27 protein-coding genes and 2 tRNA genes are annotated in these 24,460 nt (G+C 71.8%); 18 read left to right on the plus strand and 11 right to left on the minus strand.

The features are described from left to right. Nucleotides 1–155 precede the first annotated feature (155 nt). Nucleotides 156–323, minus strand: a complete 168-nt coding sequence (locus ACFY2A_RS22845) for a DUF5679 domain-containing protein (protein ID WP_012014940.1) — start codon at nt 321–323, stop codon at nt 156–158. 535 nt (nt 324–858) lie between these two features. Here ACFY2A_RS22845 and ACFY2A_RS22850 point away from each other — a divergent pair. Beyond that, nucleotides 859–1,380 carry a M48 family metallopeptidase gene (locus tag ACFY2A_RS22850; RefSeq protein WP_363922739.1) on the plus strand — a complete coding sequence of 174 codons (522 nt, stop codon included), beginning with the start codon at nt 859–861 and terminating at the stop codon, nt 1,378–1,380. Between the two features lie 32 nt (nt 1,381–1,412). Next, the gene (locus ACFY2A_RS22855; protein WP_363922741.1) at nt 1,413–2,105 is read left to right on the plus strand and encodes a hypothetical protein; all 693 of its coding nucleotides are present in this window, start codon (nt 1,413–1,415) and stop codon (nt 2,103–2,105) included. Between the two features lie 98 nt (nt 2,106–2,203). Here the strand turns inward: ACFY2A_RS22855 and ACFY2A_RS22860 are convergent, their stop codons facing one another. Then, a complete protein-coding gene (locus ACFY2A_RS22860; protein ID WP_363922743.1) occupies nt 2,204–3,502 on the minus strand; it encodes a zinc-dependent metalloprotease in 1,299 nt (432 codons plus the stop codon). Nucleotides 3,503–3,617: 115 nt separating this feature from the next. Between ACFY2A_RS22860 and ACFY2A_RS22865 the strand changes: the two genes are divergently transcribed. The 6 genes from ACFY2A_RS22865 (at nt 3,618) to ACFY2A_RS22890 (ending at nt 9,576) form a co-directional block, all read left to right on the plus strand. Next, on the plus strand, nt 3,618–4,631 hold the full coding sequence (locus ACFY2A_RS22865) for a PDZ domain-containing protein (RefSeq protein ID WP_387174437.1): 1,014 nt from the start codon (nt 3,618–3,620) through the stop codon (nt 4,629–4,631). A gap of 101 nt (nt 4,632–4,732) precedes the next feature. After that, nucleotides 4,733–7,756 (plus strand): UPF0182 family protein, encoded by a 3,024-nt coding sequence (locus tag ACFY2A_RS22870; protein ID WP_387174439.1) that lies wholly within the window; start codon nt 4,733–4,735, stop codon nt 7,754–7,756. Nucleotides 7,757–7,937: 181 nt separating this feature from the next. Beyond that, nucleotides 7,938–8,011 (plus strand) — tRNA-Met (locus tag ACFY2A_RS22875). Nucleotides 8,012–8,221: 210 nt separating this feature from the next. Beyond that, nucleotides 8,222–8,295 (plus strand) — tRNA-Met (locus ACFY2A_RS22880). A 121-nt stretch (nt 8,296–8,416) separates the two neighbouring features. Further along, complete coding sequence (locus ACFY2A_RS22885; RefSeq protein WP_210939869.1) at nt 8,417–8,656, plus strand: hypothetical protein; 240 nt, start codon at nt 8,417–8,419, stop codon at nt 8,654–8,656. An 89-nt stretch (nt 8,657–8,745) separates the two neighbouring features. After that, complete coding sequence (locus ACFY2A_RS22890) at nt 8,746–9,576, plus strand: phosphoribosylaminoimidazolesuccinocarboxamide synthase (RefSeq protein ID WP_387174442.1); 831 nt, start codon at nt 8,746–8,748, stop codon at nt 9,574–9,576. A 35-nt stretch (nt 9,577–9,611) separates the two neighbouring features. Here the strand turns inward: ACFY2A_RS22890 and ACFY2A_RS22895 are convergent, their stop codons facing one another. Continuing rightward, the gene (locus tag ACFY2A_RS22895) at nt 9,612–10,085 is read right to left on the minus strand and encodes an ATP-binding protein (protein ID WP_363922752.1); all 474 of its coding nucleotides are present in this window, start codon (nt 10,083–10,085) and stop codon (nt 9,612–9,614) included. 116 nt (nt 10,086–10,201) lie between these two features. On the opposite strand from ACFY2A_RS22895, the gene macS reads away from it, so the two are divergent. Together macS and ACFY2A_RS22905 are read left to right on the plus strand one after the other, a co-directional pair. Continuing rightward, complete coding sequence (gene macS / locus ACFY2A_RS22900; RefSeq protein ID WP_387174444.1) at nt 10,202–11,326, plus strand: MacS family sensor histidine kinase; 1,125 nt, start codon at nt 10,202–10,204, stop codon at nt 11,324–11,326. After that, nucleotides 11,323–11,988 carry a response regulator gene (locus ACFY2A_RS22905; RefSeq protein WP_387174446.1) on the plus strand — a complete coding sequence of 222 codons (666 nt, stop codon included), beginning with the start codon at nt 11,323–11,325 and terminating at the stop codon, nt 11,986–11,988. The genes macS and ACFY2A_RS22905 overlap by 4 nt, the downstream gene beginning before the upstream one ends. Nucleotides 11,989–12,005: 17 nt before the next feature. On the opposite strand, the gene ACFY2A_RS22910 is transcribed toward ACFY2A_RS22905, so the two are convergent. Beyond that, complete coding sequence (locus ACFY2A_RS22910; RefSeq protein ID WP_363922758.1) at nt 12,006–12,578, minus strand: DUF5709 domain-containing protein; 573 nt, start codon at nt 12,576–12,578, stop codon at nt 12,006–12,008. 89 nt (nt 12,579–12,667) lie between these two features. Continuing rightward, nucleotides 12,668–13,660, minus strand: a complete 993-nt coding sequence (locus ACFY2A_RS22915) for an SDR family oxidoreductase (RefSeq protein WP_387174448.1) — start codon at nt 13,658–13,660, stop codon at nt 12,668–12,670. Nucleotides 13,661–13,795: 135 nt separating this feature from the next. On the opposite strand from ACFY2A_RS22915, the gene ACFY2A_RS22920 reads away from it, so the two are divergent. Further along, a complete protein-coding gene (locus tag ACFY2A_RS22920; RefSeq protein ID WP_363922762.1) occupies nt 13,796–14,998 on the plus strand; it encodes a glycosyltransferase in 1,203 nt (400 codons plus the stop codon). Here ACFY2A_RS22920 and ACFY2A_RS22925 read toward each other — a convergent pair. The 4 genes from ACFY2A_RS22925 to aroA form a co-directional block, all read right to left on the minus strand. Further along, entirely contained in the window at nt 14,953–15,879 is a 927-nt protein-coding gene (locus tag ACFY2A_RS22925) for a hypothetical protein (RefSeq protein ID WP_363922989.1), read from the minus strand. The two genes, ACFY2A_RS22920 and ACFY2A_RS22925, sit on opposite strands and share 46 nt — an antisense overlap. A gap of 49 nt (nt 15,880–15,928) precedes the next feature. Continuing rightward, nucleotides 15,929–16,741, minus strand: a complete 813-nt coding sequence (gene hisN / locus ACFY2A_RS22930; protein WP_387174450.1) for a histidinol-phosphatase — start codon at nt 16,739–16,741, stop codon at nt 15,929–15,931. Between the two features lie 99 nt (nt 16,742–16,840). Continuing rightward, complete coding sequence (rsgA, locus tag ACFY2A_RS22935; protein ID WP_387174590.1) at nt 16,841–17,914, minus strand: ribosome small subunit-dependent GTPase A; 1,074 nt, start codon at nt 17,912–17,914, stop codon at nt 16,841–16,843. A gap of 18 nt (nt 17,915–17,932) precedes the next feature. After that, complete coding sequence (gene aroA, locus ACFY2A_RS22940; RefSeq protein ID WP_363922768.1) at nt 17,933–19,237, minus strand: 3-phosphoshikimate 1-carboxyvinyltransferase; 1,305 nt, start codon at nt 19,235–19,237, stop codon at nt 17,933–17,935. Nucleotides 19,238–19,339: 102 nt separating this feature from the next. Between aroA and ACFY2A_RS22945 the strand changes: the two genes are divergently transcribed. The 5 genes from ACFY2A_RS22945 (at nt 19,340) to rsrA (ending at nt 22,644) form a co-directional block, all read left to right on the plus strand. Continuing rightward, nucleotides 19,340–20,050: an SOS response-associated peptidase gene (locus tag ACFY2A_RS22945; RefSeq protein WP_363922770.1), complete on the plus strand. Its 711-nt coding sequence runs from the start codon at nt 19,340–19,342 to the stop codon at nt 20,048–20,050. Between the two features lie 196 nt (nt 20,051–20,246). Continuing rightward, nucleotides 20,247–20,639, plus strand: coding sequence for a WhiB family transcriptional regulator (locus ACFY2A_RS22950; RefSeq protein ID WP_363922772.1), 393 nt, complete (start codon nt 20,247–20,249; stop codon nt 20,637–20,639). A gap of 42 nt (nt 20,640–20,681) precedes the next feature. Continuing rightward, a complete protein-coding gene (locus ACFY2A_RS22955; protein ID WP_387174452.1) occupies nt 20,682–21,293 on the plus strand; it encodes an alpha/beta family hydrolase in 612 nt (203 codons plus the stop codon). A gap of 246 nt (nt 21,294–21,539) precedes the next feature. Next, nucleotides 21,540–22,355, plus strand: coding sequence for a sigma-70 family RNA polymerase sigma factor (locus ACFY2A_RS22960; protein ID WP_363922776.1), 816 nt, complete (start codon nt 21,540–21,542; stop codon nt 22,353–22,355). Nucleotide 22,356: 1 nt separating this feature from the next. Further along, complete coding sequence (rsrA, locus tag ACFY2A_RS22965) at nt 22,357–22,644, plus strand: mycothiol system anti-sigma-R factor (RefSeq protein ID WP_363922778.1); 288 nt, start codon at nt 22,357–22,359, stop codon at nt 22,642–22,644. Between the two features lie 82 nt (nt 22,645–22,726). Here rsrA and ACFY2A_RS22970 read toward each other — a convergent pair whose 3' ends face one another. Then, nucleotides 22,727–22,801, minus strand: coding sequence for a 50S ribosomal protein bL37 (locus ACFY2A_RS22970; protein ID WP_370461611.1), 75 nt, complete (start codon nt 22,799–22,801; stop codon nt 22,727–22,729). 200 nt (nt 22,802–23,001) lie between these two features. Here ACFY2A_RS22970 and ACFY2A_RS22975 point away from each other — a divergent pair, with 200 nt between their 5' ends. Together ACFY2A_RS22975 and ACFY2A_RS22980 are read left to right on the plus strand one after the other, a co-directional pair. Next, nucleotides 23,002–23,217, plus strand: a complete 216-nt coding sequence (locus tag ACFY2A_RS22975; RefSeq protein WP_093405215.1) for a biotin/lipoyl-binding carrier protein — start codon at nt 23,002–23,004, stop codon at nt 23,215–23,217. Then, nucleotides 23,214–23,744, plus strand: coding sequence for a GNAT family N-acetyltransferase (locus ACFY2A_RS22980; protein WP_387174455.1), 531 nt, complete (start codon nt 23,214–23,216; stop codon nt 23,742–23,744). The genes ACFY2A_RS22975 and ACFY2A_RS22980 overlap by 4 nt, the downstream gene beginning before the upstream one ends. A 51-nt stretch (nt 23,745–23,795) precedes the next feature. Here ACFY2A_RS22980 and ACFY2A_RS22985 read toward each other — a convergent pair whose 3' ends face one another. Continuing rightward, the gene (locus tag ACFY2A_RS22985) at nt 23,796–24,398 is read right to left on the minus strand and encodes a TetR/AcrR family transcriptional regulator (protein ID WP_387174457.1); all 603 of its coding nucleotides are present in this window, start codon (nt 24,396–24,398) and stop codon (nt 23,796–23,798) included. Nucleotides 24,399–24,460: the final 62 nt, after the last annotated feature.

Below are 24,460 nucleotides of genomic sequence, written 5' to 3' on the forward strand. Positions count from 1 at the left end.
TTCACCGGGGGGCCCCCCCCGGTCTGGGGGGTGGTCCCTTGTTTTGGGGTTTTTACCCCCCCGGGGGGTTTTTTTGGGGGGGGGGCCCCCCCCCCCCCCGGGCGGGGGGGGGGGGGGGCCCCCCCCCCCCCCCCCCCGCTCGCAGTACGCGTACGTCAGACCTTCGCCTTGCCCAGGATGCGGTTCACTGTTGTGCCACATACCGGACACTTGCCCTTGGCCATGTTCATGCCGGTCTTCGAGACCTCGACACGGCCTTCGAAGTCCCGCTTCTCCTTGCACTTGACGCAGTAACCGTTGTAGGTCTGGGCCTGGTCGGCCACGGTGTGCCCTCCTCGTGTCGTCCACCGGTCGATAACGACCCGGTGGGTCTCCCGGTGGCGGTCGCTCAGGGCGCCCGGCGCCGGTCCTGTCCGGTGGCCACCTACGTGACCACTGGTTGGCGGACCCTACCCAGGTGTGGGCGGTTCCATGTCAGCTGCGCATTGCCACTGTGAGCAAGGCGACGTCGAGAGTGTGCACGCCGAATTGGGTCGGATCAGTCAGTTTGCCGGGGACACGCCGACCGGTACCCCGCAATTACGCTGGTAGTGCCGCCGAGACGGGGGCGCGGACCCCAATTTGAGCTCCGCGGCGATGATCACTTACCGTGTTGATCGGCCCAGGTGTGACACCTCGCCGGTCACCACGAAGGGTGACCGTGACGGCTGCCCCGGGTCCGGCAAGAAATTTTTCGGGACTCCTGGCGACCAATCCCCATTTTCCGGACGCGTGTCGAGGGGTTGACTCTTGCGGACCCCTGGTCACAACGCATTAGCTTGCCAACGTGACAGCAAACCGAGGCTGCGCGGTCCACTGATGGCTGGGCCGCGGAAGCCGGTCGTCGAGGTACGGCGCAGCCAGCGTCGGCGACGCACGGTGTCCGCCTACCGCGACGGGGAGCGGGTCGTGGTCCTCATCCCCGACCAGTTCTCCCGGGCCGAGGAGAGCGAGTGGGTCGACCGGATGCTCGCCCGGCTGGCGGCCCGCGAGGGGCGCCTGGTCCGCTCCGACGCCGAACTGCTGGACCGGGCCAACCGGCTGATCAAGCTCTATCTCACCGAGTACGGCAACCAGGCCCTGCCGGCCAGCGTCCGGTGGGTGAGCAACCAGAACGGGCGGTGGGGCTCCTGCACCCCGGCGGACCGTTCGATCCGACTGTCCCACCGGATCCAGGAGATGCCGGATTGGGTGATCGATTACGTGCTGCTGCACGAACTGGTCCACCTCATCGTCTCCAGTCACAACGCACAGTTCTGGGCACTGGTCGGCAGGTACCCGAAGACCGAACGGGCGCGCGGCTACCTGGAGGGCGTGGCGGCCGTCGCCGGCACCCCCTGAGTGCCCCGCCGCTGCGGCGGTAGGGTCGGTGAATGGCCCGACGTGTGGTGGTGGCGCTGCTCGCGCCGATCGCCTGGACGCCACCCGGCGTCGACCCGGTGGACTGGCGTACGGCGCTCGCCGAGGACGTGGTGGACCTGCTCGCCATGCTCAACGAGGTGGACACCGCAGTGGCGGTCACGCGCGCCGACCGCTGGCTGGCCGACGCGGTGATCTGGCCCGGCACGACCGTGTACGAGGTGCCCGAGCCGACCCCGAACGCCGTGTTCGCCGCCCTGACCGGTGCCGGTGGACCGGACGCGACGGCCGGCACGGACCGGCAGTCCGGTGCCGGGCCGGCGGGCGGAACCCCGGTGCCGGTCGACCGCTACGAGCAGGTGGCGGTCGTCGCGGGCGATGCGCCCGACCTGCCCGGACTCACCGTCGGCAAGTTGCTGCGTCCGCTGACCAGCCGGCCGGTCGCGGTCGCCCCGGCCGAGGGTGGCCTTCCCGGGTTGCTCGGGGTGGCGGCCCGGCTACCCGTACCGTCCTGGCTGCCACCGGTGGACATGGACGCCACGATGCCCGCGACCGTCCGGGCGGCGGCACCCCGCCCCGGCGACCTGGCGGTGACCCCCTCCTGGCACCGGCTGCGCGGCCCGGCGGATCTGGCCCGACTCGATCCGGCACTTGACGGGTGGGAACACACCCGGTCCCTGCTGTCCGGTGCAGGCCGGAGCGGCTGACCCCGCCGTCTCGGCGCGACCGTGATCGGACGGCCGGGCAGGGCCCGGTCGGGTGAGATCATCTCGGCCGTCATGCGGCGACCGGCCGGTCGAGCCGGTCAGGCGCGGCCCTCGCCACCCTCGGTGTCGTCGCGGCGTTCCGTCTCGCCCGGGGCCTTCTCCTCCGGGCCACCCGGGGCGGAGAAGTCGAAGTTCTCCAACTCGGTCATCAGATCCACGTCGGCCATGGCGAAGGCGACCGGGTCGGCGAAGTCGTCGTCGGAGGGCAGCAGATCGGGGTGCCCCCACAGCGCGTCCCGGCCGGCGATCCCCCGGTGCTCGGTGAGCGCCGCCCAGAGTGCCGCGGCCTCGCGCAGCCGACGGGGCCGCAGCTCCAACCCGACCAGGGCCGCGAAGGTCTGCTCGGCCGGCCCGCCGGCCGCCCGGCGGCGACGGAACGCCTCGCCCAGCGCCACGACGTTCGGCAGTCGGCCGTCGGCCGCCCCGTCGACCACGTGGCAGACCCAACCCTCCACCAGGGCGAGGGCGGTCTCCAGCCGGGCCAGCGACGCCTTCTGCGTCGGGCTGTCCTCCGGCGTGAAGATGCCTTCCAGGGCGATTGCCTGCATCGACTCCGGGTCGGTCGGGTCAACCCGTCCCATCGCCTCCTCGATCGCTTCCCGATTCACCCGGATGCCGGCGGCGTACGTCTCGACGGCGTTGAGGACGTGCCCCCGCAGCCACGGGACGTGCTCGAAGAGCCGCTGGTGCGCCGCCTCGCGCAGGGCCACGTAGAGGCGGACCTCGTCCTCGGGCAGTTCCAGCCCCTCGCCGTACGCCTTGATGTTGGCGGGGATGAGCGCGGCCGTGCCGGCCGGTCCGAGCGGCAGACCGATGTCGCCGGCGGAGAGCACCTCCGCGGCGAGTGACCCGAGGGCCTGGCCGAGTTGGCCGCCGAAGAGCGCGCCACCGAGCGTGGCGACCATCGACTGCATCGGGCCCAGTTGGGCCCGGGCCTCCGGCGGGACCAAGTCGCCCATCGCGCCGACCATCCGGCTGGCCACCGGGTCGCACAGCTTGCGCCAGACGTCAAGCGTCTTGTAGATCCACTCGTTGCGGTTCCAGGACACCGTGTTACGGATGCCCGAGGGCAGCGCGGAGGCCGGCTCCAACCAGAGGTCGGCGATGCGCAGCGCCTCCTCCACCGCGTGGCGCTCGTACGGGGAGACCGCCGGGTCGCCCGCCGCGGCGAGCTGACTGGCCGCCACCTGACGGGCAAGGTCCCAGTTGACCGGCCCGCTGCCCGGGGCGGAGAGCAGGTGCTGCAACTGCGACATGAACTGCTGCATCTGCGCAGGGTCGTTGGGGTCGGGCGGCTGCCCACCCGGTAGCGCGAAACCGAACGGAATATCAGGCACGACGTCTACGGTACGCGCGCTCGGCCCCGGGCCGCCGCCACCGCGGTTGCGCTGAGGGCGAAGTCGTTCGTCGTGCCGGCCGGGAGCCGCGACCGGGATCGGTACGCTCTGCCGCATGAGACGTCGCGGCCTGACCGTCCTGCTCGGTGCTCTGCTCACCGCACTGCTCAGCATCGGGGTGCTCGGCGCGCCCGTCCCGTACGTGGTGCTCGGTCCCGGCCCGACCGTCGACACGCTCGGTCAGGCGGACGGCAAGGAGGTCATCCAGGTCACCGGCCGGGAAACCTCCACCTCCGCCGGTCAACTGCGGCTGACGACGGTGGGGGTGCAGCCCGGCGTCAAGCTCCGCTCGGCCATCCAGGGCTGGCTCTCCGACGATCAGGCCGTGGTGCCGCGTGAACTGGTCTACCCGCCGGGGGAGACCCAGGAGGAGGTGGAACAGCGCAACGCCGAGGACTTCCAGGTCTCGCAGACCAGCGCGGAAACCGCCGCGCTGCGGGAACTCGGGTACGAGGTGCAGGTCGTGGTCAAGACGGTCGCGGCCGACGGGCCGTCGGCCTCGGTGCTGCGACCCGGCGACGTGGTGACGTCGGTCGAGGGTGAACCGGTGCCGTTCGCCTCCCGGCTGACCGAACTCATCCGGGCCCGCCCGGCCGGCAGTGCTCTGCGGATCGGGTACACCCGGGACGGCACCGCGCGCACCGACACCATCACCAGTCAGGAGCAGGACGGCCGCCCCCGGATCGGGATCGAGATCGAGCAGCAGCAGCCGCACCCGTTCACCCTCTCCTTCGACCTGAAGGACATCGGTGGCCCAAGCGCGGGTCTGATGTTCGCCCTGGGCATCATCGACAAGTTGACCCCGGACGACCTGACCGGCGGTCGGATCATCGCCGGCACCGGCACCATCGACGACTCCGGGCAGGTCGGCCCGATCGGCGGGATCCCCCAGAAGTTGGTCGGGGCGAAGCAGGCCGGTGCGACCGCGTTCCTGGTACCGGCGGCCAACTGCGCCGAGGCGGTCCGTAACCGGCAGCCGGAGCTGCCGTTGGTCAAGGTGGGCTCGCTCGACGAGGCGTTGGACGCACTGGAGAGGCTGCGTTCCGGGAGCGAGCCGGCGTACTGCTGAGCCGCGCGGCATGACCTTGCGCTCACGCTTTCAGGAACACCCCGTACTCTGGGTGCCTGGTCGGAGCCGATCATAACGAGCGTGCGGAGCCAACAGTGGTCATGCGTAGCAGCAGCCCCATGCCGAGGATGAGCCGACGCGGACGCGTCACGATCGGGGTCCTGATCGGGGTGTTCGTGCTGTTCACCCTGCTCGGCTGGGGGGTGCAGGCCTGGACGGACTGGCTCTGGTTCTCCGAGGTCGACTACACCGAGGTCTTCCGGGGCGTGCTGGTCACCCGGCTGCTGCTCTTCCTGGCCGCGGGCCTGGCGATGGCGGCGATCGTCGGCGGGAACCTCTGGCTCGCGCAACGGCTGCGCCCACGGATGCGGCCCCATTCACCGGAACAGGCCACCCTGGAGCGGTACCGGATGCTGCTCGGCCCCCGGCTGGGCCTGTGGATCACGGCGGCCGCCGTCGTCGTCGGTCTCTTCGCCGGCCTGTCCGCGCAGAGCCGCTGGAACCAGTGGCTGCTCTTCCTGCACGGTGGCAACTTCGGTGTGGACGACCCGGAGTTCGGCGTCGATGTCGGCTTCTACGTCTTCCAGTTGCCGTTCTGGCGGTTCCTGCTGGGGCTCGGCTTCACCGCGGTGGTGCTGGCGCTGATCGGCGCGCTGGCCGTGCACTACCTGTTCGGCGGGGTACGCCTGCAGGGCGTCGGCGACCGGATGAGCAACGCCGCCCGGGCTCACCTGAGCACGCTGGTCGCGGTCTTCGTCCTGCTCAAGGCCGTCGCGTACGTGCTGGATCGGCGGGCGATGCTGTTGGAGTACAACGACGGCGTGGGCGTCTACGGCGCCGGCTACGCCGACATCAACGCGCTGCTGCCGGCCAAGGAGATCCTCGCCTACATCTCCGTGGTGGTGGCGATCGCGATCATCGTGTTCTCCAACGCCTGGATGCGGAACCTGGTCTGGCCGGGCATCTCGCTGGCCCTGCTCGGCGTCTCCGCGGTGGCGATCGGCGGCATCTACCCGTGGGCGGTGCAGACCTTCGAGGTCAAGCCCAGTGCCCGGGACAAGGAAGCGCCGTACATCCAGCGCAGCATCGACGCCACCCGCGCGTCGTTCGGGCTGGACATCGCCCAGAGTTCGGCGTACGCGGCCAACAACCTGAACCCGCCGGAGAGCCTGGCCACCGACACCTCCGTGGTGCCGAACGTCCGGCTGCTCGACCCGCAACTGGTCAGCGAGACCTACACCCAGCTCCAGCAGGTCCGCGGCTTCTACAGTTTCGGCCCAAAGCTCGACATCGACCGGTACACGATCGATGACGCGACGCAGGACTACGTGGTCGGCGTACGCGAGATCAACTATGGCGAGCTGACCGCCCAGCAGAGCAACTGGATCAACCGGCACACCGTCTACACCCACGGCTACGGAGTGGTGGCCGCACCCGCGAACCGGGTGGTCTGCGGTGGCCAGCCGTTCTTCGTCTCCGGCTCACTCGGCGAGCGGACGCAGGAGGCCTGCGCCTCGTCGACCGACCTGATCCCGGCGAACCAGCCCCGGATCTACTACGGCGAGCGGATGGCGGCCGGCGACTACGCCATCGTCGGCAAGCCGAACCCGGACGCCAACCCGGCCGAGTTCGACCGCCCGGCCGGCGAGAGCGGCGAGGGCGGCGAGGGACCCGAGTCGTACTACACCTACACCGGTGAGGGCGGCGTCGAGATCGGCTCGTTCGCCCGTCGCCTGCTCTACTCGATCAAAGAGCAGGAGGCGAACTTCCTGCTCTCCGAGGCGGTCAACGACAACTCCAAGCTGCTCTACGTGCGTAACCCCCGGGACCGGGTGGAGAAGGTCGCGCCGTTCCTCACCCTGGACGGCGACCCCTACCCGGCCCTTGTGGACGGCCGGGTGCAGTGGATCGTCGATGGTTACACCACCGCCGCGACCTACCCGTACGCCGAGCGGGTCAACCTCCAGCAGGAGACCACCGACGAGCTGACCGGCCGGGGCACCATCCAGCTGGCCCGGGAGAACGTCAACTACATCCGCAACTCGGTGAAGGCGACCGTCGACGCGTACGACGGCACGGTCACCCTCTACGAGTTCGACGAGAACGACCCGGTCCTCAAGGCGTGGAACAAGGCGTTCGGTGGCGACCTGATCAAGCCGCGGGCCGAGATCCCGCCGGCGCTGGTCGAGCACTTCCGCTACCCGGCCGACCTGTTCAAGGTGCAGCGCAACCTGCTGACCCGGTTCCACGTCACCACCCCCGGCGACTTCTACTCCGGCCAGGACTTCTGGCAGGTGCCGAACGTGCCGGACGCGCCGGACAGCGGGGTGAAGCAGCCGCCGTACTACCTCTACACGCAGTTCCCGGGCCAGGAGGCGCCCCGCTTCCAGCTGACCAGCGCGGTCACCCCCAACGGTCGGCAGAACCTGGCCGCGCTGATCTCCGGGTCGTACCAGGACGGCAGGCCGACGTTGCAGGTGCTGGAGCTGCCGGACCAGACGGCGATCTCCGGGCCGGTGCAGGTGCACCAGCGGATGACAAACACCAACGCCACCATCCGGCAGCAGCTGAACCTGCTCTCCTCGAACCAGGCCCAGGTGCAGTACGGCAACCTGCTGTCGCTGCCCTTCGCCAACGGGATGCTCTACGTCGAGCCGGTCTACGTCAAGAGCAACCAGCAGGACGCGTATCCGCTGTTGCAGAAGGTGCTGATGTCGTACGGCGACGGTGGTTCCTACGTCGTCCTGGCCGACAACGTCGCCGACGGCATCAAGCAGCTGGTCGAGCAGGGCAAGCAGGCAGCGGCTGGTAATCCGCCGCCGCCCGCCGGGGGCGAGGAGCCGCCGCCCGAGGGCGAGGAGCCGCCGCCGTCGCCGACGGCCACTCCGTCGCCGGGCGACGCTCCGCCGCTCACCGGTGAACTCGGTGCCGCCGCCGAGCGGGTACGGGCCGCGATCACCGAGGTGCGTGCCGCGCAGGCATCCGGCGACTTCGAGCGGTACGGTCGCGCGCTGGCCGCACTGGACGAGGCGCTCACCGCGTTCCAGCAGGCTCAGCAGGTGGCGGGCACCAACGGTACGCCGAGCCCGCCGGCGCCCACCGGCAGTCCCTCGCCCACCGGCTGACCGATCCACCGGTGCAGCCCGCGGCCCGGCGTTCCTCGCCACTGCCGCGGGCTGCGGCGTGTCTGAGGGGCGACCGACCTGAGCGCTGACCGGAAATCGGCAGGACGGCGGCGGCGAAACGAGGCGTTCCGTGGGTCGTTTTGCGGGCAGCGGGGGTGGTGCGCTACGGTGGATCTACCGACGCGGGGTGGAGCAGCTCGGTAGCTCGCTGGGCTCATAACCCAGAGGTCGCAGGTTCAAATCCTGTCCCCGCTACTGCGAGAAAGAGGTCCCGGATACGTCCGGGGCCTCTTTTCGTTCACCCGGCGGTCGATTCGGCCGCTCGGCCGTGCTCCGGTCGCCGGCCGACCAGCCGGCACCCTCGGGCCAGCCGACGGTCCAGCGGGGGCGGTGACCAGGCCCGGAGCGTTACGGGTGGGGCTGGTGATCGCAACGGTTGCCGGTGGGGTAGGCTGGTCCTACCGACGCGGGGTGGAGCAGCTCGGTAGCTCGCTGGGCTCATAACCCAGAGGTCGCAGGTTCAAATCCTGTCCCCGCTACTGCCACGACAGCGGCCCCGGATCCGTCCGGGGCCGCTGTCGTTGTCCGGCACTGTTTTCCGGCGTCGACACGAGCGTGGTTCGGCCGGCCGAGGTTGCGCGTCTCGGCGAGGATGGGCGCATGTCTTCCTTTGGTAGGTGGTGGGGGCGGCTCGGCACGCTCCTGGGTACGGTCGTGCTGACGGTCTTCGTCCCGGTCGCGGCGTGGGCGTCGACCGGCACCGGCGAACTGGTGGTGGAGGCGGCTCGACGGCGCGGGCGTGGTGTCGGCGTCTTCGGTTTCCTGAGCCTGCTCTGCTGCCTGGCGGTGGTGGCCGTGATCGTCCTGCTGGTGATCCGGATGACCCGTCGCCGGCGCTGACCGGGCGTGGCGAGAGACCGTTCGCGCCCTGGCGGTCGCGTCGTGGACCGCCAGCGGCGGTACGCCCGGCGCGTGGTCTACTTGTCCGCGTGGAACTTCTGCACTCGGGCAAGGTGAGGGACGTCTACGCCGAGGGCGATGACCTGATCCTGGTCGCCTCCGACCGCGTCTCCGTCTACGACGTGGTGCTGCCGACCCCGATCCCGGACAAGGGCAAGCTGCTCACCGCGTTGTCGCTGTGGTGGTTCGAGCAACTGGCCGACCTGGTCCCCAACCACGTCATCTCGGCCACCGACGTGCCGCCGGAGTTCGCCGGGCGGGCGATCCGGTGCCGCCGGCTCGAGATGGTTCCGGTCGAGTGCGTCGCCCGTGGCTTCCTCACCGGCGGCGGCCTGAAGGAGTACGAGAGCACCGGGAAGGTCTCCGGCGTCGAGCTGCCGCGCGGGCTGGTCGAGGCGTCCATCCTGCCGGAGCCGATCTTCACCCCGTCCACCAAGGCGCCGGTGGGCGAGCACGACGAGCCGATGACCTTCGCCGAGGTGGTCGACAAGGTTGGCGCGGAGACCGCCGACCGGCTGCGGCAGCTGACCATCGACGTGTACTGCCGGGGCGCGGAACTGGCGGCCGACCGGGGCATCCTGGTCGCCGACACCAAGATCGAGCTTGGTTGGGCACCGGACGGCACCCTGGTCCTCGGCGACGAACTGCTCACCCCGGACTCGTCCCGGTTCTGGCCGGCGGAGTCCTACCAGCCAGGGCGTGCCCAGTTCTCCTACGACAAGCAGTACGTACGGGACTGGGCGGCGCGCAGCGGCTGGGACAAGCGGAACCCGGCACCGGAGGTGCCCGCCGATGTGGTCGACGCCACCCGGGCCCGCTATGTGGACGTCTACGAGAAGCTGACCGGCGAGCGCTGGTAGCCCGCGCGGCGCAGACCGGCGTGCCCGGCGTGCCGCTATTCGCCGCTGCGGTGGCGGCCGACGTGCTGCTCGGCGGGGACGGTCGCGGTGATGATGCGTACCGTGGTGCCGGCCGACCCGGTCTCGACGTCCATCGCGTCGGTCAGCTCGCGGGCCAGCCAGAGCCCCCACCCGCCGGCCGTCTCAGGCGCGGGGCGGCTGCGGTTGTCGAGGTTCTGTGTGCTGATGCCTGGACCGTGGTCGGCGACCTCGCACAACACCAGGCCGGGCTCTTCCCACAGCCGCAGCCAGCCCTGACCGCCGCCGTGCCGCACCGCGTTGGTGATCAGCTCGTTGACGGCGAGCACGAAGTCGTCCAACCGCTCGTCGCGCAGCCCGGTGGTGCGCGCGCAGGCGGCGACCGAGTGCCGGAGCTCGGTCACCTGGGCCTGGTCGAAGGCGTCGGCGATCAGGAGGGCGTGTTCGATGGGCACCACCGTACGCGGTGTGGGAGATCCTGCGTTCGTCATGGCCCCGTCCCGACAGAGATCGCAGAGGTTTACGCGGCTTTTACCACCGTACGTCAGGGTTGGTCGAGGTGCATCGGCCGCAGGGGGCCCCGACGGCCTGTGGCAGGGTGGCGCCCGTGCCTGCTGCCGGTGGTTTCGAGGTGCCGCTCTGGCGTGCCGTCGCGGTCTTCCGGGTGGCCGCCCTGGCGTACGTCTGCGTGGTGTTGATCCGCGACGCGGACCGCTACGCCCACCCCCTCGCCGCGACGGCGCTGGTGTTGTTCATGGCGCTCTGGACCGCCGTCACCGCGATCGGGTACGCGGTCCCGGCCCGGCGCGGTTGGCCGCTGCTCCTGGCCGATCTGGGCGTGGTGGTGGCGATCCTGCTGGCCACCCCGTGGGTGATGGGCCGGCCGGCGCTCGACGCGGGGCTGCCGACCCTCCCGGTGGCCTGGCTGAGCGGGCCGGTGCTGGCCTGGGCCGTCTGCGGCGGGCGGCGGCGAGGCGCAGTCGCGGCGCTTGTGCTCGGCGCGACCGACCTGGCGACCCGGGGCATGGTCACCCCGACTGCGTTCAACGGAGCGATCCTGATGCTGCTCGCCGGCGTGGTGGTCGGGCACGTCGCCCGGCTGACGGTGACCGCCGGGGAGCGACTGCACCGGGCGGTCGAGTTGGAGGCCGCCACCCGGGAGCGGGAACGGCTGGCCCGGGACATCCACGATTCGGTTCTCCAGGTGCTCGCTCTGGTGCAGCGGCGGGGTGCCCACCTCGACGGGGAGGCGGGCGAGCTGGCCCGGCTGGCCGGGGAGCAGGAGATGGCGTTGCGGTCGCTGATCTCCGGTTCCGGGCCGGTTCCGGCCGGTGCCGCCGACGCACCGGTGGACCTGCGCACCCTGCTCGGCCGGCACGCTTCGGCCGCCGTGTCGTTGTCCGCACCGGCGGGCCCGGTGCCGCTGCCTCCGGCGGTGGCCCGCGAACTGGCGGCGGCCGTCGCAGCGGCGCTGGACAACGCGGCCCGGCACGGCGGCGGTCGAGCCTGGGTGCTGGTCGAGGACGAGGAGTCGGCGGTCACCGTGTCGATCCGGGACGAGGGGCCGGGCTTCCCGCCCGACCGGCTGAACGAGGCGGCGGCCCAGGGACGGTTGGGTGTCGCCCAGGCCATCCGGGGGCGGCTGACCGACCTGGGTGGTACCGCCCGGATCAGCTCGACGCCGGGTGCCGGCACCGAGGTGGAACTCACCGTGCCGAGGAGGCAGCCATGAACGGCGTACGCGTGATGGTCGTCGACGACCACCCGATGTGGCGGGAAGGGGTGGCCCGTGACCTGGCCGAGGCGGGCCACGAGGTGGTGGCCAGCTGTGGCGAGGGCCGACAGGCGGTCCGGGTGGTCGCCGCAGCCCGTCCCGACGTGGTGGTGCTCGACCTGCAACTGCCGGACATCTCCGGCGTGGAGGTGATCCACGGACTGCGGACGGCACACCCCGGGGTGCGGGTGCTCATGCTCTCGGCCAGCGGTGAGCAGCAGGGCGTGCTCGACGCGGTGAAGGCCGGCGCCACCGGTTACCTGCTCAAATCCGCCGGGCTGGCGGAGTTTCTGGAGGCGGTGCGCCGCACCGCGGCGGGCGATCCTGTCTTCACACCCGGCCTGGCCGGACTGGTCCTCGGCGAATACCGCCGTCTGACCGCTGGCGGCGGCGACCAGGCGGCGGCCGGTGCCCGGGACGCGGCACCCCGGCTCACCGACCGGGAGACCGAGGTGCTGCGGCTGGTGGCCAAGGGGATGTCGTACCGGCAGATCGCCGAGCGGCTCGGGCTGTCGCACCGTACGGTGCAGAACCACGTGCAGAACACGCTCGGCAAGCTCCAGTTGCACAACCGGGTCGAGCTGACCCGGTACGCGATCGAACGCGGCCTGGACGACTGAGCGGCGGCGCCAGTCGATCAGACCGAGTGCGGCGGCCGGGTCTCGTGCACGGCCAACTCCTCGGCGCTGGCTCCGCCACCGGCGGCACCCGCGTCGTACGCGATCGAATCGGTCTCCTGGTCGGTGTGGGCCCCCTCGTCCGGTTCGACAAGCCGACCGACGGTGGCGTCCGCGGTGGTGCCCAACCGGTCGTGGTCGTAGAGGGAAACCGGAGACTTCGGGTCGGAGGTGGGGCCCGGATCGATCACGTCGGCGTCGAGCTGGGCCTGTGCCGCCTGCTCCCGGCTGTCCGCTTCGGCCGCGATGTCCGGATCGACCGGCCCGGCCAGCGGATCGTCGACCGGCAGCTCAAACCGTTCCCGGCCCAGCTTGTAGTCCAACGACTCACCGTCGAGTTGCTCCTCGGCGGTGGTGCCGAACTCGTCGACCGCCACCGGCGTCCGGTCACCGGGCAGCTGAGCCGGTGCCGGACCGTCCGCCTCCCGTCCGGTCAGCACGTCGTCCCCAGCCGTCGAATCGTCGTCGGCGGTGTCGGGCAGGCCGTCGGCCTCGGGATCGGACACGGGGGTCGGGTACTCGTCGTCGCGCATGACTGACCACTACCCGCTGCCCTCCCGCCGTAACCGGTCCAGGCGGGGTGGTTGGCCGGTCGGGCGTGGTTGTCAGGTGTCCCGCTCGCTCAGCGGGTCAGCCGGCGGGCCAGCGCGGCGACTGTGCCGACAGCGGTGCCGGCGGCGGCCAACCCGAACGCGGCGGACATCCGGACCAGTTGGCGGCGCCGGCCGTGCCAGCCGCCCTCCGCCGTCGCTGCGGCGTCGGCCCGGAAGACGTTACCGGTGGTGTCGGCCGTCGGCGGCGGCCCGAACTGGGTGTACCGGCCGTACCAGCCGAGGACTCGTTCGGCCAGTGCCGGCGCCAGCCGCCACTGCATGCCGATCAGACGAGCGGCACCGCCGGCGTACGCCTCCCGGCGGGGCCGCCGCAGCAACCGGACGATCGTCTCCGCGACCACCTCCGGCGGATAGACCGGCGGCGGCGGAAGCACCTGCCGGCCGCTGTGATTGGCGGCGTGCCGGAAGAACGGCGTGTCGATGGTGGCCGGCAGCACGGTGCAGATCGAGACCGATCCCCGGCCGGTGGTCCGCAGCTCCTGGCGGACCGTGTCGGAGAGCCCCCGGACCCCGTGCTTGGCGGCGTTGTACGGCGACTGGTAGGGCATCGCCACCTCGGCCAGCACCGAGGCGTTGTTGACCACGACGCCGCCGCCGGCCGCACTGAGGTGCGGCAGCGCGGCCCGGATCCCGTTCGCCGTGCCGAGCAGGTTGACGTCCAGCACCCGACGGAACTCGGCCACCGGGATCTCGTCGAACAACCCGATGGTGCCGACCGCGGCGTTGTTGATCCAGGCGTCGATCCGGCCGAACTCCGCCACCGCGGTCGCGGCGAGCCTTCGCATCGCGTCCGCGTCCGTCACGTCGGTGGGCACCACCAGGGTGCGACCGCCCAGCTCACGACAGTGCCGGGCCACCTCCCGCAGGGCCGGCTCGGTACGCGCGGCCAGCACCACGGTGCTGCCGCAGCGGGCCAGGGCGTACGCGGTCGCGGTGCCGATGCCGCTGGACGCACCGGTGATGACGATTGTGGCGTCAGCCAGGTTTCGGGCGAGGGGCATTCCTCATCGGTACCCCGTCGGGTCCGGGTCATGCCGCCGAGCGTGCCCCCGATCTGCGAGGTTTCGGCTCGTCGGAGCCCGGTTAATGGGACGCTCTGACCGGAGACCACCGCCTCATCCGCATGGAGGTGACCCATGCGCGTCGGCCTTGTCTGTGCCCACGCCGCTGCGCCGCCGTCCGGCGACGGAACCGTCGTCGGCACCTACCAGCACATCGCACGGGTCGCGGCCGAACTGGCCGGGCGAGGTCACGACGTGCGGGTGTACACCCGTCGGGACGACCCCGAGGCGACGGAGATCGACATCGTGGACGGCTACCGGGTGGAGCGGGCACCGGTAGGCCCGGTCGCGCCGATCCCCACGGCTGAGCTGGTGCCCTACGTGCCCGAGTTCGGTGAGTGGCTGGCCGACCGGTGGTCCGGTGACTGGGCCCCCGAGGTGGTGCACGGTCACTACTGGATCGGTGGCCTGGCCGCCGCGCACGCCGTGCGGGAGACCGACATCCCGATGGTGCAGACGTTCCACTCGATCGGCATGGAACAGCTGCGCCACCTCGGCGCCCAGTACGACGGGCCGGGCAACCGCATCCCGTTGGAGCGGGCGCTGACCCGGGCCGTGGACATCGCGGTCGCCCAGTGCAACGACGAGGTCGACGAGTTGACCCGGATGGGCCTGCAACGCACGTCGGTCGCGATGGTCCCGACCGGGGTCGACACCGAGCGCTTCCATCCCGACGGTGAGGCCGCCCCGCGTGAGCAGCGCCCGCGGATACTCTCGGTGGGCGGGCTCGGGCGAGGTCACGGCCAGGAGGACCTGATCCGAGCGATGCGCCTGGTCGGTGACGCGGAGCTGGTGATCGCCGGTGGGCCACCGACGGACCGGCTGGCCAACCACGCCGAGGCCCGTCGGCTGCGGGAACTGGCCGACCGGGTCGGGGTCGGCGAGCAGGTGCATCTGGTCGGCGCGGTGCCGCACGAGCAGATGGCCACCTGGTACCGCTCGGCCGACGTGGTGGCCTGCACCCCGCACTACTCCTCGGCGGGGCGGGTGTCGCTGGAGGCGATGGCCTGTGGCGTCCCGGTGGTGGGTTACGCCATGGGTGGCATCGCCGACGCCGTGGTGGACGAGGTGACCGGCAAGCTGGTGCCGCCGGGCGACGTACGTACCCTCGGGATGACGCTCCGTCGGCTGCTCGCCGACAACGCCGGCCGCTTCGCGTACGGGCATGCCGCGGTCGACCGGGTGCGGTGCAGCTACACCTGGGAACGCACGGCCAGTGCCCTGGAACGGCTCTACGAGCGGGTGGTGGGCCGGCGCAAGCCGGTCGAGGCGGCCTGAGGCAGCGGCTCAGCGATGACGCCGGCCGTGGGCTGCGACACGAGCGGCGGCGGAACACCCACCACCGCCCGGGTGACAGCGTGTTGATGCTGCGGCTCCGCGTACCGGGTGAGCCCGACGACGGCGGCGAGGGTGACCAGGAACCCGATCCCGGCGAGCCACTCCCGGCCCGGCCAGATCTTGTCGTTGAGCAGCAGCAGCCCGACGATGGCGGCGGGCACGGCGCCGGCCGCGTCCATCGCGGCCACGGCCGCCGTGGTGGAACCGCGCTGCATCGCCAGCCCGAGCAGCAACTGGCCGACCACGGAATGGCCGACGAGCAGGTAGAGCAGCGGGTCGCTGAGAAACGCGTCCCAGCTCGATGCGGAGGCCAGCGGTCGGGCCGCCACCGCGGCGGCGGAGAAAGCCAGCCCGGCCAGTGAGCCGAGCACCACCGAGCCCGGCGCGCCGTGCAACCGGACCGCGAAGAAACCCAGCACCGCGATCACCGCGAGGGCCACCAGCAGGGCGACCATGCCGGCGGTGCCGAGCGCCTTCGACGGTGCCGGTTGGGCGGAGAGGACCAGCGCGGTGATTCCGGCGAAGAGCAGCACCAGCAGCGCGACCTCGGCCACCGGCAGCCGCCACTTCAGCAGGATCACGCCGAGCAGGGCGGTGACGCCGAGCCCGGCGGCCACGCTCGCCTGTACCAGGAACAGTGGCAGGTCCCGCCGGGACAGGAAGGCCAGGACGAACCCGGCGACCTGGCAGGCCAGCCCGACCAGATAGGTGCGGTGCCCGGCCAGGCGCAGCAGCAACCCGGGATCGAAGGTGTGATGCACCGTGGTGCGGGCGGCGGCGACCGACTGCAACAGGTTGGCGACGCCGTACGCGACGATCATCGCCGCCAGGAAACACCAACCGGAGGTAGCCACCTGGCGAGGATAGAGGTTACCGGGCGTCAATGCGCGGCGGGCTACCGAGCCGGTGGAGGATGTCGGGATGCAGCGCGCCGTTGCTGGCCAGGGTGCTGTTGTCGCCGCCAGCCGGGGCCGGATGGCCGGCCAGATCGGTGATCGTGCCGCCCGCTTCGGTCACGATGGGTACCAGCGCGGCCACGTCCCAGAGGGACAACTCGGGCTCGATCATCACGTCCAGCGCGCCCTCGGCCAACAGCATGTAACCGTAGAAGTCGCCGTAGGCCCGGCTGCGCCAGGTGTCCCGCATCAGTTGCAGCACGGCGTCGAGCCGCCCGGCCTTCTCCCAGCCGTTCAGCGAGGAGTAGCAGAGGCTGGCGTCGGCCAACCGGGTCACCCCGGAGACCCGGATGGGCGTTCCGTGGGCGGCGTCCGGGCCTGCGTACGCCCCGGTGCCCCGCGCCGCCCACCAGCGGCGCCCCAGTGCCGGTGCGGAGACCAGCCCGGCGACCGGACGGCCCTCCTCCAGCAGGGCGATAAGCGTGGCCCAGATGGGCACGCCCCGGACGAAGTTCTTGGTGCCGTCGATCGGGTCCACCACCCACTGGCGGGTCCCGGTGGTCGGTGTCGCGCCGTACTCCTCGCCGAGCAGCCCGTCGTCGGGCCGGTGCTCGGCGAGCAGGGCGCGGATCTCGCGCTCCACGGCAGTGTCCGCGTCCGAGACCGGGGTCAGGTCGGGCTTCGACTCGACCCGCAGGTCCAGAGCGCGGAACCGGGCCGTCGACAGGGCGTCGGCGGCGTCGGCGAGCCGGTGGGCGAGGGTCAGGTCAGCGGCGTACCCGGTCATGCCGGACACCGTAGCGACGTCGGCACCGGGACGACGCCGGGGGCCGGCGACGGCACGTCGGTGGCGCGGCCGTGACGGCGGGGCGGTCGCGCCCGCCGGTCACTCCGGGCGCCCGTGCGGGTCGGGCTCGGTCCGGGGGTCGGTCTCCCCGGCCCGGGAGGCCAGCAACCGGCGGTACGAGGCCAGCCGGCGAGGGTCGGCCCGCCCCGCCGCCACCCAGCCGTCGAGTGCGCAGTCGGCCTCGTCGGCGGTGTGCGGGCAGTTCGCCGGGCAGTCGGCGGTGGCCTCGACCAGGTCCGGGAAGCCGTGCAGCAGGCTCTCGGCCGAGACGTGGGCCAGCCCGAAACTGCGTACGCCCGGAGTGTCCACGATCCAGCCCGGATCCTGCTGGGCGTCCGGTGGCGCGGGCAGCCGCAACGCCACCGCGCTGGTCGAGGTGTGCCGCCCCCGGCCGATCGCGCTGACCGTGCCGACCGCCCGTTCGGCCTCCGGCACCAGGCGGTTGACAAGCGTCGACTTGCCCACCCCGGAGTGACCGACGAGCACCGAGACGCGGCCGGTCAGCAGGCTGCGCAGCGCGTCCAGTGGGGAGCCCGGCCGGATGAGCAGGTACGGCAGCTCCAGTTCGGTGTAGTAGTCGAGCACCTTCTCCGGCCCGGCCAGGTCGGCCTTGGTCAGGCAGAGCAGCGGTTCGATGCCCGCGTCGTACGCGGCGACCAGGCACCGGTCGATGAACCCGGTACGCGGCGGCGGGTCGGCCAGCGCGCTGACGATCACGAGCTGGTCGGCGTTGGCGACCACGACCCGTTCCAGCCGCCCCTCGGCGGTGCTGGCGTCGTCCTCGGCGGTGCGCCGCAGCACGGACCGGCGTGGTTCGATCCGAACGATGCGGGCCAGCGCGCCGGACGAACCGGAGGTGTCGCCGACCAGCCCGACCCGGTCGCCGACCACGACCGACTTACGGCCCAGCTCGCGGGCGCGCATCGCGGTGACGGTGGGGTCGTCCGGCCCGGCACCGGGCAGGACGCAGGTGTACCGCCCGCGGTCGACCGCGATGACGAAACCGTCCTTGGCGTCGGCGTGCAGTGGTCGGGTCCGGGTACGCGGGCGGGAGGACCTGCCGGGCCGGACCCGGACGTCGTCCTCGTCGTACTCCCGCCGCCTCGTCGCCAGAACCGACCCTTCTTCCGCTCAGCTCTTACCGGTCACCAGTGCCGACCATAGTGCCGGGAACTCGGGCATGGTCTTCGAGGTGCACGACACGTCGTCCAACTCGATGCCCGGCACGACCAGCCCGGTCACCGCCGCCGCGTGCGCCAACCGGTGATCATGGTAGGTGCGGAACACGCCGCCGTGCAGCGGTCGGGGCCGGATCTCCAGGCCGTCGGGCGACTCGGTGATGTCCGCGCCGAGCCCGGTGAACTCCCGGTTCAGCGCGGCCAGCCGGTCCGTCTCGTGGCCCCGGATGTGGCTGACCCCGGTGAACACCGAGGGCGAGTCGGCGAGCATGGCCAGCGCGGTCAGCGCCGGGGTCAGCTCGCTGACGTCGGACAGGTTGGCGTGCAACCCCTTCACCGGGCCGGTGCCGCGCACCGTCAACCCCTCCGTGGTGAGGGCGACCTCCGCCCCCATCTGCTGCAACAGTGAGCGCAGCCGCTCCACCGGCTGGGCGCTGCCCCGCGCCGGCCAGCCGCGCAGGGTCACCTCGCCGCCGGTGACCAGGGCGGCGGCGAAGAACGGCACCGCACCGGAGAGGTCCGGCTCGATCTCCCAGCTACGGCCGGTCAGCGGCCCGGGCTCGACCGCCCAGACGTCGGGGGTGTTGTCGTCGACCGCGGCACCGGCGGCGCGCAGCATCTGCACGGTCATCCGCAGGTGCGGCGCGGAGGGCACCGGCGGACCGACGTGCCGGACCACCAGCCCTCGGTCGAAGCGGGGGGCGGCGAGCAGCAGACCGGAGACCAGTTGGCTGGAGGCCGAGGCGTCGATCACGACCTCACCGCCGGTCACCCGGCCGGCGCCCAGCACCACAAGCGGCAGGCTGCCCGTGGCGGGGGTGTCGACGCGTACGCCGAGCGAGCGCAGCGCCTCGATCAGTGGGCCGAGCGGGCGGGTGCGGGCGTGCGGGTCACCGTCGAGCGTGACCTGCCCGTCGGCCAGCCCCGCCACCGGTGGCACGAAGCGCATGATCGTGCCGGCGAGCCCCACGTCGACGTGGGCCGGGCCGAACAACCGGTGCGGCCGGACCAGCCAGCGGTCGTCGTCGGCGATCGAGACGTGGGCGCCCATCGCTCGCAGCGCGGCGGCCATCAGCTCGGTGTCCCGGGCGCGCAACGGCCGGGACAGGGTCGAGGGCCCGGCGGCCAGCGCGCTGAGCACCAGGGCCCGGTTGGTCATCGACTTGGAGCCGGGCAGGCGCAGTGACGCCGACACCGGGTCACTGGCCGTCGGTGCGGTCCACGGCTGTAGCGGCCGGGTCGCGGTCATATTCCCCACAGCTACATTCTGCCGTGCCACGGCCCGGTGGCCGCTACCGTGACCGGCCACTCCCGGGGAACGGGACAGCCGCTCGGCGGACCGGGCGCTAGCGTGGGCGGCATGTGCGGTAGGTACGCCACGACCCGGAGCGCCGCTGACCTGAGCGGCCTGTTCGAGGCCGTCGACGAGACCGGGGACGGGCTGGTCGCCGATCACAACGTGGCGCCGACGGATCCGGTGCCGCTGGTCCGGGTGAGCGCCGAGGGGCATCGGGCGCTCTCGCGGGGCCGTTGGGGTCTGGTACCACCGTGGTCCCGGTCGGCCGCCGGCGCGGCCCGCATGATCAACGCGCGTGCCGAGACGGTCGCCACCAGCCGGGCGTACGCTCCGGCCTTTGCCCGCCGCCGGTGCCTCGTGCCCGCCGACGGCTGGTACGAGTGGGTGCGGCTGGCCGGCGGCACGAAGCAGCCGTACTACATGACCCCACGCGACGGCTCGGTGCTCGCCTTCGCCGGCATCTGGTCGCGCTGGGACGGCCCGGACGCGACACTGCTGACCTTCAGCGTGCTGACCACCGCGGCCCTCGGCGAACTGGCCGAGGTGCACGATCGAATGCCCCTGCTGCTGCCACCCGGTCGCTGGGCGACCTGGCTGGGTGGCGGCGATGACGCGGCTGAGCTGCTCGTGCCGCCGCCGATGGACTGGCTGGCCGGGTTGGAGGTGCGGCCGGTGGGGCAGGCCGTGGGCGATGTGCGCAACGACGGTCCGGGGCTGACCGCCCGGGTGCCGCTGACCCGTCCCGCCGAGTCGGCGGAGATGACGCTCTTCTGATCACGCCCGGCACATTGTCGGGAGTGATTTGCTGCGGTTGCGGGTGAAAGGTGACCCGCACGTTCTGCCAACTTCCCGGCGAAGTCTTGTCCCGGTGTGCGCAAATGCGATACAACACAGCGCCGGTGGTGGGTGTCGTTCGCGTTGGGTGAACGATCTCCATCGATCTTGCTGGTCCCACGGGGGAGGTGGGTGGATGACACGGGCGCGTATGCCCCGTCCGCACGAGGTGGCCGCCGCGCGACGTGATCCGCGACTGTTGCGGGCGTTGCATGAGCGGCGACAGGACGAAGCCTGGCGTACCAGAGGCACCTGTCAGAGCGTCGACCCGGAGACGTTCTTTCCGGCGCCGAACGAGCCGGCCGACGCCGCGGTGGCCCTGTGCCGCAGCTGCGACGTGCAGGGTTCCTGCCTGGCCTGGGCTCTGGAGGTCGGCGACTGTCATGGCGTCTGGGGTGGCACCACGCCCCGGGAGCGGCGGGCGATGCTTGTCGCCTGGCGCAGCGAGGTGCAACCCGATCCGGAGGCCGCCGGTGAGCCGGGTCCGCCGGTACGCGACCGGCTGCTCACCCTGGTGCCGTTGAGCTGACCAGCGGGGTGCGGTCCAGGTCGACAAGGGTTGAATGGGGCGGTGCCACACGACGTCCTCGAAACCCCGCGCGGCCCCGCTGGGGTCGACACCGATCAGCCGTCCGGCCCGCCCCGAGCCCTGCTGGTGCTGGGGCACGGGGCCGGCGGCAGCGTCGACGCCCCGGATCTCATCGCCCTGCGCGACGCGGCGGTGACCACCGGGCTGGTGGTGGTGCGGGTGACCCAGCCGTACCGGCTCGCCGGCCGGCGCGCGCCGGCCCCGGCCGGGCACCTCGACGAGGCGTGGTCCGCCGTGCTGACGGTGCTGCGGCAGCGGCATCCGGGCGTACCGCTTGTGGTCGGTGGTCGCTCCAGCGGTGCGCGGGTGGCCTGCCGGACGGCGACCGCGGTGGGCGCCGCCGGGGTGGTGGCACTCGCCTTCCCGCTGCATCCGCCCGGTCGGCCGGAGCAGAGTCGGGCCGGTGAGCTGCTGACCGGCGTGCCGACCCTGGTGGTGAACGGGGATCGCGATCCGTTCGGTGTGCCGGAGCCGGGCCCTGGGATCCGGGTGGTGGTCCGGCCGGGGGAGCGGCACGACCTGCGGGGCGATCCGGTCGGTACGGCCGCCCTGACGCTGGACTGGCTGCGCGAGCACGGCTGGGCCACGGCCTGACGGCAGGTGGATGCCGCCGGGGCACCGTGCCCCGGGTGCCGTTTCCGGCTGCCGCGCCGCTTCGTTGCACCCGATGGTGTCCCAGTGCCCGTCCGGGCGGCGACACCGGGCTCCCAGGCCCTTCCTGGTCCCAGCCACGGTCGCACCGCCGGGGCGGGGACCAGGAACGCCCGGGCCGAGCCGGAATGTCCCGACCCACGGCGCGTGTTGAACACCTCGGGCAACCACTGTGCGAGGGGGTGACCGGTGCCGACCGAGATCCGGAGCCGGGAACACGACGAGCGGGAGGCACGGCAGCTCAGGCAGCTGCTGGCCGGCCCGAAGTGGCCGGCGGCGGTGCCGCCGGCCGAGGTGGCGACGGGCACACCCGTCGGAACTGAATCTGCCGGAAGGCCGGTGCGCGTATCCTCGGCGGGGAAGCATCCAACCCGAGGGGATGTGCGGTTGACCACGGAGAAGACGGACGAGCGCAGGGCCCGGTTCGAACGGGACGCGATGCCATTCGTCGATCAGCTGTACGCGGCCGGCCTGCGGATGACGCGTAACCCGGCGGATGCCGAGGACCTGGTCCAGGAGACCTACCTGAAGGCGTACGCCGCCTTCCACCAGTTCGAGCAGGGCACGAACCTGAAGGCCTGGCTCTACCGGATTCTGACCAACACCTACATCAACTCGTACCGGAAGCGGCAGCGCCAACCGGTGCAGGCGCCCACCGACGAGATCACCGACTGGCAGCTGGCCGAGGCGGAGTCGCACACCTCCAGCGGGCTGCGGTCCGCCGAGACCGAGGCGCTCGACCGGCTGCCGGACAGCGACGTCAAGGAGGCCCTCCAGCAGTTGCCGGAGGAGTTCCGGCTGGCGGTCTACCTCACCGATGTCGAGGGCTTCTCCTACAAGGAGGTCGCCGACATCATGGGCACGCCGATCGGCACGGTGATGTCGCGGTTGCACCGCGGGCGTCGTAATCTGCGCAAGCTGCTTGAGGGGTACGCCGCGGAGCGGGGTTTCTCCGCGGCCCAGCCGGCCCGGAGCTCGACCGCCGCCACCGGCCGGGAGGTGTGACGTGAGCTGTGGAGAGCCGCACGAGACGGACTGCCGTGAGGTGCTCGCCGAGGTCTACCTCTACCTCGATCTGGAGTGTGCGCAGGAACGGCGGACGCTGATCCGGCACCATCTCGACGAGTGTGGTCACTGCCTGCGCGAGTACGGCATCGAGCAGGAGGTCAAGGCGCTGGTCGCCCGTTGCTGCGGCAACGAGTCCGCGCCGGACGAGCTGCGCGAACGGCTGCGGGTACGGATCAGCGAACTCGTCGTCTTCGAGACCAGCGAGTCGCGCGAGCTGGCCGATTGACAAGCGCCGGTGCCCGGGTCGATTTCCGACCCGGGCACCGCTGTGTCCGTCGTCCGTTCGCGGCGGGCAGCCGCCCGCCGGCTCAGGAGTTGGGGCGCTTGCCGTGGTTCGCGGCGCTCTTCTTACGGGCCTTCTTCTTACGGGCCTTCTTCGCCATGGTGACCTCCTCGTGATGGCCGGATCGGGGCTGCGTACGACGCCGTCAGCGGGCGGCTGTCGCCCTTGCCGGCGTCGGGTCCGACTCGTTGATGCTAGTGCCGGCGGTGCGGGTGCACTGCTCCCGGGGCCGCTCCGCGCCCACCCGCCGCCCGCTCATGATTGGATACGTCCCAGGAGCCGCGAGGAAGGGGCCGGAAGATGGCCGAGGAGATCCGCGCCGAGATGGTGGCGAACGTCTGGAAGGTCGTCGCGTCGGCCGGGGACACCGTGTCCGAGGGGGACACCCTGGTGATCCTGGAGTCGATGAAGATGGAGATCCCGGTGATCGCCGAGTCCGACGGTGTCGTGCAGCAGCTCGCGGTGAACGAGGGCGACGTGGTGCAGGACGGTGACCTGATCGCGGTGATCGGTTGAGTGACCCGCTGATCCGCCTGATCGAGCCAGCCGATTTCGCCGCGGTCGCCCGACTCACCGTCGCGGCGTACGAGGCGGACGGGCAGCTCAAGGGCGAGACCGGCTACGCCGATGTGCTGGCCGACGTACCCGCCCGGGCGGAGCACGGTGACGTGCTGGTGGCCGTGGACCGGGCGAGCGGTCAGCTGCTCGGCTCGGTCACCTTCGTGCTGCCCGGCACCCGGTACGCCGAGATGTGCGGCCCGGGGGAGGCGGAGTTCCGGATGCTGGCGGTGGACCCGACCGCGCAGGGACGGGGAGCCGGCGCCGCTCTGGTCGAGGCGTGCGTGACCCGGGCGATCGAGCTGGGCTGCACCGGAGTGACCATCTGCGTACGCGAGGGCCACGCCGAGCCGGCCCACCGGCTCTACCGCAGGCGTGGCTTCGTCCGCCAGCCCGAGCGGGACTGGAGCCCCTTCCCCGGCGTGAACCTGCTCGCCCTGCGCCTCCCCCTCCCCCTCCCTGATCCACCCGCCCGACCGCGTTGATCATGAGGTTAGCGGCAGCTATGTAGATCATTTTCGCCGCCAACCTCATGATCAACCTGAGATGGGTGGGTGGATGGGGGGTTGGGGTGGGGGTGCGGTGATTGCGGCGAGCAGTTCGTCGGCGACCTCTAGGGCCACCCGCTTGCGCTCGGCGTCGGTGATGTCCGGCGTGCGTACGGCGAACCAACTGCTGTGCACGGCGAACAGGGCCAGCACGGCACGGAGTTGGGCACCGGGGGAGTCGTCGCCCTGGCAGAGGGCGGTGGCCAACCGGAACATCCGGCCGCGCAACTCCCGGCCGGCGGAGAGGCTCTTCAACGCGGTCTGGTTCTGCTCGAAGAACCGCATCACCGAGGGCTGCTCGCCGCTGAACATGGCGTCGGCGTACCGCTCGATGACGGCCCGCCGGGTGGCCAGCGTGGCCGGCTGGTTCTCGGCCCAGGCGATCAGAGAGTCCATCCGCTCCAGCCGGTCCTCCACCACGCTGGTGACGATCTCGTCCTTGCTCTTGAAGTGGTAGTAGAGCGCGGCCTTGGTCACCCCGAGCCGCTCGGCCACCTCACGCAGGGACGTCGCCTCGTAGCCCTGCTCCGTGAAGAGCTCCAGCGCTACGGCCTTGATCCGCTCGCGGGTGCCGCCTGTGCTCTGACTCACCCGTACCTGCCAATCCGGTTGACCGTCGTTGCCTGTCCAACTTACCGTCCGGCTAGTAAGGT

It is taken from the genome of Micromonospora sp. NPDC000442 (assembly GCF_042898635.1).
Taxonomy (GTDB): Bacteria; Actinomycetota; Actinomycetes; order Mycobacteriales; family Micromonosporaceae; genus Micromonospora.

Coding starts and splice junctions, on each gene's coding strand:
- ACFY2A_RS22850 (WP_363922739.1), top strand. CDS start 859: ATGGCTGGGCCGCGGAAGCCGGTCGTCGAGGTACGGCGCAGCCAGCGT.
- ACFY2A_RS22855 (WP_363922741.1), top strand. CDS start 1,413: ATGGCCCGACGTGTGGTGGTGGCGCTGCTCGCGCCGATCGCCTGGACG.
- ACFY2A_RS22865 (WP_387174437.1), top strand. CDS start 3,618: ATGAGACGTCGCGGCCTGACCGTCCTGCTCGGTGCTCTGCTCACCGCA.
- ACFY2A_RS22870 (WP_387174439.1), top strand. CDS start 4,733: ATGCGTAGCAGCAGCCCCATGCCGAGGATGAGCCGACGCGGACGCGTC.
- ACFY2A_RS22885 (WP_210939869.1), top strand. CDS start 8,417: ATGTCTTCCTTTGGTAGGTGGTGGGGGCGGCTCGGCACGCTCCTGGGT.
- ACFY2A_RS22895 (WP_363922752.1), bottom strand. CDS start 10,085: ATGACGAACGCAGGATCTCCCACACCGCGTACGGTGGTGCCCATCGAA.
- ACFY2A_RS22905 (WP_387174446.1), top strand. CDS start 11,323: ATGAACGGCGTACGCGTGATGGTCGTCGACGACCACCCGATGTGGCGG.
- ACFY2A_RS22910 (WP_363922758.1), bottom strand. CDS start 12,578: ATGCGCGACGACGAGTACCCGACCCCCGTGTCCGATCCCGAGGCCGAC.
- ACFY2A_RS22915 (WP_387174448.1), bottom strand. CDS start 13,660: ATGCCCCTCGCCCGAAACCTGGCTGACGCCACAATCGTCATCACCGGT.
- ACFY2A_RS22920 (WP_363922762.1), top strand. CDS start 13,796: ATGCGCGTCGGCCTTGTCTGTGCCCACGCCGCTGCGCCGCCGTCCGGC.
- ACFY2A_RS22925 (WP_363922989.1), bottom strand. CDS start 15,879: ATGATCGTCGCGTACGGCGTCGCCAACCTGTTGCAGTCGGTCGCCGCC.
- hisN (WP_387174450.1), bottom strand. CDS start 16,741: ATGACCGGGTACGCCGCTGACCTGACCCTCGCCCACCGGCTCGCCGAC.
- ACFY2A_RS22945 (WP_363922770.1), top strand. CDS start 19,340: ATGTGCGGTAGGTACGCCACGACCCGGAGCGCCGCTGACCTGAGCGGC.
- ACFY2A_RS22950 (WP_363922772.1), top strand. CDS start 20,247: ATGACACGGGCGCGTATGCCCCGTCCGCACGAGGTGGCCGCCGCGCGA.
- ACFY2A_RS22975 (WP_093405215.1), top strand. CDS start 23,002: ATGGCCGAGGAGATCCGCGCCGAGATGGTGGCGAACGTCTGGAAGGTC.